Below are 9,844 nucleotides of genomic sequence, written 5' to 3' on the forward strand. Positions count from 1 at the left end.
GAAACACCCCCACATACGTGGGGAAGATAACAACATCTTCAGATGCAAATTGCATTTATCCACAAGATAGTGTGCTTCAAGCTACTCTTGACCAAGACACTCAATAACCAACTGCAAACCTCCAATCTGAACCAACTGTTTCGTAGTAGGTCCAATTGTATGCACCTCATACCCAGGTGGACGTCTAATAGATCTAAATAAAACTATACCAGAATCTTGGGAACAATGCTCATAAAGATAATTCATAACATTCTGAGCCACTGAATCTTTTATTCCAGAGACAAATACATTTGGTTTAGGTTCCACAAACCACAGTTTCATTCGCCCCCTAACTGCCGGAGGTAAATTATTTGCTATCACCACCAACATTATGATCACCCATGAGCTTCGAAATATCACGAGCAAGGATTTTTAACAAATCAAATTCAAGCAAACGCTCTCTAAACCTAGACGAAACTATAGATTTGTCGTAGCGCCCCGCCATTTCTTTTGTTAAAGAGAACGCTAAATCGATGCAGAGATACTCTTTATATAGATCTGCAAGATCGTAAATAAAAGGAAGAGGACTACCACGGTGTATAAAGCCGATGTGGGGAGAGTAACCCATACTGTGAACGGCAGCACAGAGAACACCGTAAAGCGCGGCGTTTGATGAGGTTAATACTTGATTGGTTACATCACTAAGTTCAAAGTTTCCCGGGACATATTTGCGCCCCTTCCATCCTACCATGTATTCATTGGCTTTTGCTGCGTAAAGCTCACGTACCCTATTACCCTCCATTCCCATTATTTCTTTTAGGGTCTTTCCTTTTAGATCCTCCTTTGGGAATCTAAGCTCAAACATACTTCTTGCGACGTCCAAAGATTTTTTAGGGTTACAAGACAAGTTAATCTGTTTTTGTAAATTTTTGGTACTCGCTGTTGCAAGAAAACCAGCGGCGTAGAATAGAAGTGAATCCTCTCCAACCCATGAGATACTGCAATTAGCTGCAACTGCTGTCTTGACAGCATCGTGGGTAACAGTGGAACCAGGACCAAGCAGAATCGAATTAATAGTCGCAACTGGAATCGGCACGACATTTGCGTCACAATCGACCCAGCGGATACTACTATCGTCAATTTCTAATCGCCCGCGTTCAAGATAAAGAAAAGGGTACTTATCCTTAACTTGTGGTAAGGAATCACGCGTAACTTTAACAAACAGTCTTTTACCGCTAGCCACTATTCAAAAATATGTCTTTTTACCGTAACCCGTCGATCGCGATACTTCTTGTCTACTCCGAATTGAACTGGAACATCGTTTAAGGTAACAACCTCTCCCTCATTAACACCTTCTACGACGCTAAACTCTAACTTGCGGTTTTTCTCCTGAGCAAGGTTAAGGGCGCTCCTTTCACATTCGTCAAAAGAATCAAAAACACCTCGGAAAATTAGTTCAGTCGGCACACAAGTTTTTCTACCGAGAAACAGATCCCAATGTGGATTCCTAAGCGCGGTGACAGCATCATTGACTGGATCACTATTTGCTTCAAAAATCACAGCAAAGGCCATATCCTGGATATAGTAGCGATAAGTAAGTTTCGATCCCCCTCCAACCGCTCTTTTCCCCTCTGACGTTTTAGGTATCAGCAAATTCTGCCACAAATCATCCAAGTCATAGCCGCTACCCACCATATGGAAATCGCGTAAAAGTGGTAGCCTCGCCTGTTTTTCTGGGCGAAAAGCCAATACTCTCATGTCAAAGGCCGACCATTGAGCTAACCATTCACGTTCTGGACCACCTGCTCCCCTAGCACTGCATAGCAGTCCCAGCACTCCAGATTTTGTCGGAAAATCCAAAGTATCTCTACGCCCAAACTTCGAATCATGGCCCCACGACTGTAGCGGGGCTTCTAGCCAGAGAAGTAAAAATGATTTACCCATAAACACTTTTCTAGCTTAGACCTAACGACTCTTGGACCTCGCTGATCAATTTGTCGATTGAATAGTTTTCATCCTCCCCCCACTCAAAGCATGCAAGCTCCCCATAAAGACTTCCGCAGAGCTTTTTTTTCTTTGTTAAGTAGTCCTTGAGCGCAGCAATGCTTGCGGCTAGATAGCCACCTTCCCCACGCTTCACAGCAGTCTCAAAAGGAACTTGAAGTCTCTGCCCTTTTCTTACGGTTACATTTGCATACTCCCAGGGACTTGCACCCGATTGAGTGGTTTGTCTAGCTTGGGGTATAGCTATAAACAAAGCCTCACTAAACTGGCGCACAGCCTCTTTTAATCCCTCTTTTCCTAGCGTATCTTTTAGCTGTTCTAAATCTAGGCTTACATAGCGATAATAGGTTGCGGAATTAAACTCCAAACTACCCATGTGCGCAGATCCTGGCTCTTCTTGAAGATCATCTAGGGCTGTAAAAAAATCTATGTCGTTTGAAATCTTATGTGTTGAAATAGCGTGAGAAAATGACGCTGCAGCTTCGACATTCATGTCTGCTGCCTTTGCTACCATACGACCAAACAATGCGATATCGAGAGCGTCTATAGCTGGCGCTACTGCCTTTTTTCCAACTTTTATTATTTCCTTACCTTCAAGCTGTTTAGCATCGAACAACTTCTCTTTCGCAAACTCAGCGAATCGAGTAGCCTCCGAACTACTAATAAAAAGTAAGGTGTCATCCACAAGTTCTTTTGCCATCAGTTCACTACACCTCTTCGCCTGCTCTTCGGAGGCTCCTAGCTTAATGCATTCATCGTGGAACAAGGTCTCAACCTTCTTTGTTCTAATTCCCATACGCGCACCACTGTTACGCAGAGCAAGTCGAACACTTCTTTTCCAACATTGAGAACTAACCCTTGCTCGGGTATACCCTCCGATAATTGCCGTCTTCGGAGCACCGACATCGTCTCTATTTAGACACGTAACTGGAAACGACTGTAGAATATGATATTCAATTATTGGCAATTTTTCCTTAGCGTTCACAAATAAATCTCCTTTTTGTAAATTAGAAAATATTATCGATTACTGGTGTAATTTGTAATAAACCACATCCAAAGGCCTTAGCGCTTCCAATTCCCGCAACAAAGCTCCTATTAAACCTTTCTGCGTCACGAGGAAAAAGCACACCGCTAAATGTTACTTGATTCAACGTTATTTTTCTCCCATCCTTTGCCTCAAAAGAAAGTACTTCTATTTTGTCTATTTGAAGATTTTTTTCTGGTGTGACAAAGCCCCACTGGCTCTCAGACTTAAAACAAAACCAAGAGATCAACTCTTTATGGCCAACAATGGCCTGTCGCTTACCAGTGGCACGATTCCGCTTACTAGGATTAAGGGTAATTTTAAAGCGATAGAGTTGGTAATTCAAAAACCCATCAGGAACTACCCTACTATCAACGTGTAGCTCGCTCGTGGCGCCTTCTTTTTTTGGATAATCCGTCGATAAAATTAAAATTTTGCGACCTAAGGAGTTGCCACCCTGATCTACATAAAGCACACGCCCATCCTGCTCACGTAAAAAAAGGCTATACACTACTCTATGTAAAGAATAGGGATCACTAATACGAAACTTCTTAATAGCACTCCGATCCAGCGAAAGAATGCTAGCAATCATAATTGAGTTTCCCCTGATAGCTGTCCCTGATTATCAATACTATGATAAAATTCTTGCGCCCATTGGCTTTGAATTTTTTTTGAATCAAAGTGGAATTCTCTGATTTGTCTCAAGAGACGGATATAATCTAGATTGCCAAATCCGCGAGAGCTGACTAGGGCAAGCAAGGTGCGTAATACCCGACATAATTCTGGAGTTTCGCTACAAGCCAAGAGCCGACGCAATTTCGCCTGAGCTTGTTCACTGTCTTTGCCATTTTTACCATCTTTGCCATTTTCGTAGCTTCTTACTATTGCATCACCGAGACGCAATGTGCCATTCTCCTCGATCTTGGCTTTCGCTATTGCAGCGGCTATTGTTGTAAAAGGCAATCTTTTGTAGTCCGTGTCTAAATCAACTCCAAAAGATCCCAGAAACTCCCAACTTTGATATTCAGTATTCGGGTTATCTGCTCTTCGAAGCTTTGCAGCTATAGCTTTGCTCTTCTTGCAAAGTGCAATCGTGGCTAAAACAAATCTTTCATTGAAATCGGATTTTACTCTCTCTTCCATACTAAGAAGCTTCCTGCTTTAAGTACCACCCAAACTTTGGCATGTTCTTAGCCCAGCTTTGCATTTGCCTCGCTGTTTCCTTTGGACAGTGTTGGTTATAAACAGATCTTGCATAATCGGCGAACTTTTTACGACAGGCATAGCGCGCTAGGCGCGCCTCTTCGTTAGCATCGCAACTACCTACCAGCGATTGGAAATTTCTTTCGCAAAGTTGCCAGAATTCGCTAGTTGCGCCGCCAGCGATCTTTTTAGCGATCTTAGGGATCTTTTTGTTTTTACTGCCATTTTTACTCACATACACATACCGTAACACAGAGGAATATAACATCTTTTCTATTTTCTCCATTAAATGCATCTCTAACCTGAGTTGCGCGAACCATATTGCTCCTAGCTGTGAACTATCCAGTCGAACAAGTGATTCGACATAATCATTGGTCCCCGTAACGTATTGCTCGCCGGTGGCATGACGACTAACTTGCAACCCGCCTGATAAAATTGAAAATTGGGGCAAAATCCGCGCCGTTCGTTCGACATGACAAGCTAGTCTCAAACAACGATATTCTCCGCCCCCTCCGTGCTGAAAAAAAGATAGCAATGTCGATAGTTCTCGCCATGGTCGCTTATCCGGATTTGCCCAAACCACCCTTATCTCTTTCCCTTCCGTATTCATTGCAACGCTAGGATCAACTACGCCTTCCTCATAGCTCCGACTCGGTATGCCTTCTGACAAATGCAGCGAGTTATCCTTTAATAAACAAAATCTAGACAAACCAACAAGTCTACCACAAAGCGATTCACTTAAAGACTGCGCAATAGGACAGTTTTCACTCCTAGGCATTACTTGCCAGGGAGGCGTACCAAGGCCTGAGGGAAACTGATGTAATACCTCTTTAAGTTCTACTTCTGTAAAAGTGTTAAGCCAAACGGTTTGAGAGATACTAGAACCAATAATAAATGAATGTAACAACCCCTTAGACCCTACACTTGGCCCTGGCTTGGCTGTTGCGGGTTTTTCTTTATCATTAGTCTTTCCATGATAACTATCAGACAACACAATATAATTGTCGGGTTTTTTGCCTCCTAGCGAAAAATTCATCAGCGTAATCAAAACAAGCGCTTTTTCAGCATCCTCTAATGTTTTTTCAACATTAGATTGATTTAAAACGGTAGTATTGCCGCTTGAAATAAACGGGATAACCCCTCCGTATGGTTGAGTTCTGGCAGTAGCAATTGCTGGCATCTGCAAAAATGGCTTATCCCCGTATAAGAAAAATCGCTCTCGCCACCGTTCTAAATATTCAAGACATTTTTCACTTAGTCCCTGTTCGCCCAACGACTCCCAATCTTCATTATCTCTTGGTGTATAGGCTGCTTGGGCGATTGCAAGTAGAAGATTTAAGACCGCAATTTTCTCCACTGGATTTCCGCCCAAGGCCCGATAGCGCGCTGAAAATATATCCGATAAGCTTACTTTTCCTACGTCAGCTACAGGAATCCAGGGTTCATCGATTAAGTTATAGCGATTCTCCAAGTCACGCCTCCTTAAAATGAGAGATTACGATACCCCAAGTCACCACGATATTCCAGAGAGAAATCTAAGTTGGATTTTTGCATTTGATATGTACTTAATCGTCCACTATCCGATACTAACGCAACTCTAAGAACCGCTTCATCCATTGCTGAATTCCCGAGATAGAAGCAATTGTGCAAACCAGCTTTTTTGAGAGTATCCATTGGACTTTTGGCTGGTGCAAATTGGCTTGGAACAGAAACAATATGTGACATCAGCCGAATACTAAGCTCGCGCCAAAGTTTAGCACTTAATCGACTACGACTCCAAGGCAACTCTAACTCGGCACCATCAAGTAGGACAAGTTGGGTAGACTTGCGTTGTGGTTGAAGTCGAAGGTTACGAAGTAGCAAGACATCTGTACTTTCTGTAGTGCCGTATCTTGTTTGAGCCTTGCTTTCAGGTAGTGTTTTTCCTGATTCAGCCAGAGTAATTTCCGCTAACTTGGTTAGGGATGCAATGCCTTCTCTAAATCTACTACCCTCGTGAAGCTCGTATAGCCATCGAGCCATAAAGTCGACCTCTTTGCGTTCTCTGTACGTGTTCTCAATAATACTTCGCAGATCGGCGGGTATGCGAATCGAGGAGAGTGCGGAAAAGACCTCCAAACTGCGACAAAGGACGTAAGCGGAATAAACCCTAGCAGACTTTCCAAAGTGGTTTTGCGGATTAGCAATTGCTGACTCCAACTCCGGCGCAAGTAGTGCAACTGTCGGCGTTGCGTCACTTGGGCGAGGAGTGTCGATATGTCGCCAAAGCCTTCCAATTCTTTGCAATAACAAATCGCTAGGAGCAAAACGAGAGACTAGATAGTCAGCATCAATATCTAGCGACTGCTCTAATACTTGGGTGCCCACTAAAATTCGCCCTCTCTTTACACGCTCCTCCCAGGCCCCCTTACTGTACAGACCAACCCAGCGTTCCTCTATCTTAGCGCGATCAATTCTCGTAAACCGTGAATGTAAAAGCCCACATTCGACCCCAATTTCTGCCGCTCTTGCAGCCATTTCTAGAAATTTATCTTGACTATCGGTAACCGTGTTTTCAATCCACAGCACTTGGTCGCCTCTCTCAGCGCGCTCTAATACTATTTCGACAACCGTTGTTTCGTCGGCAAATAAACGAAGGTCATATTTCTGCGTTTCGCAAACGTCAATACTAGTCTCCGCGAACTCTAGTCCCGTAGATATCGAGGATATTAACGGGTAGTCATCACAATTTACTGAGTGTTGTAATAACTTTTCTTTGCGATCCTTACTTAAGGTCGCACTTAAAATTATAACAGTGCATCCTATACATGTTAACTGTTCAACTAATGCATCTAAGATTGTTCCAGTGTAGGAATCGTAGGTATGCACTTCATCGAGTATTACAATTTTTCCCGCCAATCCAAAAGTGCGCACAAATCCATGCTTGACATTCATGCAAGACATGAGTGCTTGATCAATTGTCCCAACCCCGAACGGTGCGAGTAAGCCGCGTTTAGATTGGTTAAACCACGATCCTCCTGGTTGCCCATCTTCGCCGTACACTGTTTGATATAACCAAGCTTCACTATGAACTAGTAACGCTCTGTGTGGACAGTCAAGGCTTAGGATGCGTTCTAGAAACTTATTGAAACGTTCTAGAATTTTATTCGAGGTCAGCTGTGTAGGTAGCGCGAAATAGATTCCACTAGCGTACGACTGAGCAAGCAATAAATAGGCAGCATATAGAGCAGCTTCTGTTTTCCCTTTGCCCATCGGGGCTTCTAAAACATACACTCCTGGCCTAACAACTTGATCAGTAAATAGAGATTGAATTCTATTTGGTTTAAAACCAAAGACTTCTTCAAAGCCTAGATTTTCGCGAATGTTAAATTGGACAAATCCAGCAGAATCAACAGCTTGTTCGATTTTTTCAGTCCAAGACCTGGATGGATCTTCAAAAAATTCTCCGGAACCGATCCAATCAGCTACCGTGGTAAGTCCACCAATTACACGAGCAAGGGCATATGAATCTATCTCCGGCCAAGAATTGCCTAATTCGTTTTGTAATGCCAGAACCAAGCGTTTACGTTCCTCTTGCCAGATGCTGCCCCCAAACACTTCATCATTGGCATGATATCCCTGGATCGCGGGAGAAAAGCCATGATGATTGCCTAGGATTTCAGGAATAAAATTTGGAACACTGAGTGCCTTCGCTGCAATATGTGAACAGCCCGCGTGCCCATCCCAGTTTCGCTCAATTTTTGGATCAAGGGCAGCAATAGTAGCTGGAAGAGAATTCGGATCCGAAAGAGAGCGACGAATTTTCTCATAAAAACATGGGCTAACTTTTCCGATATCGTGAACTGCTGCAACAAGGGCAGCTTCCTTGGGAAGGAGTAGTTTCCCTCGTTTCCAATCAAAGCGACATAGCAATTCTTCCGCTACTCTACCCACTATCAAACAGTGCTCATAAACATTTCGTCCAGGAACAATCTGGCCATCCGGGGTTAAGTAGGTTTTTGCCGGACAATTCTTAAAGTGAACATGTGGAATCGAAGTTTTTCCTGCTGATGTTGTTCTTCCCCACATAGTGACTAATCCTTGAGAGCACTAATAGAAATTAAATGGTTTAGCCTTTTTTTTGTCCAATTCATTCAGCCATATTAGCAATTTTGCAGTTGCATTAGCATCAGCAAGTGCGCGGTGTAGCTTTCCATCCGTTTCAATATTAAGTTGATGTGTCAAAGCACTTAAGCTGTAGCTTGGCTGATTAGGTAAATATTTTCTGGCAAGTTGCAATGTGCAATAAAAATTATTGGCAAAATCTAGGTTGTTAAATTTTGCTTCTGTTCGCAAAAACGCCGCATCAAATGCGGCATTATGCGCAACCAGAGTTTGATTGCCGATGAATCTCTTTAACATACTAAATGCAGTGTAGGAGTCTGGAGCATCAAGCAGTGTCGACTCATTTATATCATTAACAGGTGATCGAAATTTAACTTCAATACTTGCTGGTCGAACTATTGAATGGAACGAATCCACAATATTCCAATCTGCAATTGCGACTGCCGCAATTTCAACGACCCTGTCACCTTCTTCAGGGAACAGTCCGGTAGTTTCAAAATCGATAACTGTGCACGTCGATATTTGACTTAGCAACAATTTCCCATCCTATTTACTAAAAAACAACAAAATCACCCAATATATATGCTACTCCTATTAAGGTTGTTCAATAAAAAAATATTGGTGCAGGGCCACTTTATTGATACTGACGGAGAATACGCCTTATGGCTCATAATTCATGTCACTGAAGGTATTATGCTGTGATTTGCTATGGTTGTCACTTAAATCTGGTTGGGAGTAGTTATCCACATGCCCCGAGAATGGGCCATTTATAGCTCGTCGGAGGGGCTTGTGGGTAACTACGGAGGGCGGGGCGTCACTAGGAGCTATTATCAGGTTGCTTACATTCTTGCCCTGTCGCAGTAACTTAAGAGCTCTGTCAATCTGGTGGCGCAATTTGAATTCGAGTTTTGTAAGCGTAATGGGATTTAGGTTGTCATGAATTTGTTTTAGTTGAAATTTTCTATCCTCGCTTACGTGGCAAGAGGCCATGACTCGAGCATAGGGAGTTACGGGCGCATCATAAAAGCGTTTTTTCCTTGCTTTTATGATCTGCTTTCCTTTTAGCTTAAAGGTTGGAAAGAAGTGATTTATTAGAGGACAAACTACATCGATGTAGTAATGGTTAATCAATGGCAGCACCTCTGCAAAATCCAGTCTTTCATAACCTAGGTATTTTCGCGGCACAGAATCGTTTCGCTGCTCGACATGAGCGTTGTCATTTTTGTGATATTCACGTGCTCTAGTAACCTGAACTACTGGCAATCCTCGTTCTGTTCTTTCATCGCGAAAATACCGCAAAACATGCTGATTTAGCACTTCTGTTCCATTATCGGAGTCGTACCCAAGAATCATAAAAGGCAGTCGCCGTTCTATGTCTTCTATGGCGTTAACTATGTTAGTAGAGCCTTTTCCAAAAACAGCTCTAGTTTCGGTCCAGAGCGTAGCGATGTCTACTAAAGTTAAGCTATAAACAAATTCTCCAGCTAGTGAGCCGCCACAGTGAGCAACGGTATCACTTTCAAGAAATCC

Annotated in this window: 10 protein-coding genes; all 10 read right to left on the minus strand. The window is 42.9% G+C overall.

Features of this window, described 5'->3' with window-relative positions; genetic code table 11:
- Nucleotides 1–81: 81 nt before the first annotated feature.
- Entirely contained in the window at nt 82–369 is a 288-nt protein-coding gene (gene cas2e, locus IT291_04700) for a type I-E CRISPR-associated endoribonuclease Cas2 (GenBank protein ID MCC6220525.1), read from the minus strand.
- Nucleotides 347–1,222 (minus strand): type I-E CRISPR-associated endonuclease Cas1, encoded by an 876-nt coding sequence (gene cas1e, locus IT291_04705; GenBank protein ID MCC6220526.1) that lies wholly within the window; start codon nt 1,220–1,222, stop codon nt 347–349. The genes cas2e and cas1e overlap by 23 nt, the downstream gene beginning before the upstream one ends.
- On the minus strand, nt 1,222–1,923 hold the full coding sequence (gene cas5e, locus IT291_04710) for a type I-E CRISPR-associated protein Cas5/CasD (protein MCC6220527.1): 702 nt from the start codon (nt 1,921–1,923) through the stop codon (nt 1,222–1,224). The genes cas1e and cas5e overlap by 1 nt, the downstream gene beginning before the upstream one ends.
- A gap of 10 nt (nt 1,924–1,933) precedes the next feature.
- Nucleotides 1,934–2,968: a type I-E CRISPR-associated protein Cas7/Cse4/CasC gene (gene cas7e, locus IT291_04715; protein ID MCC6220528.1), complete on the minus strand. Its 1,035-nt coding sequence runs from the start codon at nt 2,966–2,968 to the stop codon at nt 1,934–1,936.
- 22 nt (nt 2,969–2,990) lie between these two features.
- Nucleotides 2,991–3,599: a type I-E CRISPR-associated protein Cas6/Cse3/CasE gene (cas6e, locus tag IT291_04720; GenBank protein ID MCC6220529.1), complete on the minus strand. Its 609-nt coding sequence runs from the start codon at nt 3,597–3,599 to the stop codon at nt 2,991–2,993.
- Nucleotides 3,596–4,150, minus strand: a complete 555-nt coding sequence (casB, locus tag IT291_04725) for a type I-E CRISPR-associated protein Cse2/CasB (GenBank protein MCC6220530.1) — start codon at nt 4,148–4,150, stop codon at nt 3,596–3,598. The genes cas6e and casB overlap by 4 nt, the downstream gene beginning before the upstream one ends.
- Before the next feature lies 1 nt (nt 4,151).
- On the minus strand, nt 4,152–5,681 hold the full coding sequence (gene casA / locus IT291_04730; protein ID MCC6220531.1) for a type I-E CRISPR-associated protein Cse1/CasA: 1,530 nt from the start codon (nt 5,679–5,681) through the stop codon (nt 4,152–4,154).
- An 11-nt stretch (nt 5,682–5,692) separates the two neighbouring features.
- Entirely contained in the window at nt 5,693–8,278 is a 2,586-nt protein-coding gene (cas3, locus tag IT291_04735) for a CRISPR-associated helicase Cas3' (protein ID MCC6220532.1), read from the minus strand.
- 21 nt (nt 8,279–8,299) lie between these two features.
- Entirely contained in the window at nt 8,300–8,848 is a 549-nt protein-coding gene (locus IT291_04740) for a 3'-5' exonuclease (protein MCC6220533.1), read from the minus strand.
- Nucleotides 8,849–8,974: 126 nt separating this feature from the next.
- A partial coding sequence (locus tag IT291_04745; GenBank protein MCC6220534.1) for a hypothetical protein occupies nt 8,975–9,844 on the minus strand: 870 nt, incomplete at its 5' end.

Source organism: Deltaproteobacteria bacterium (genome assembly GCA_020845775.1).
Taxonomy (GTDB): domain Bacteria; phylum Bdellovibrionota_C; class UBA2361; order SZUA-149; family JADLFC01; genus JADLFC01.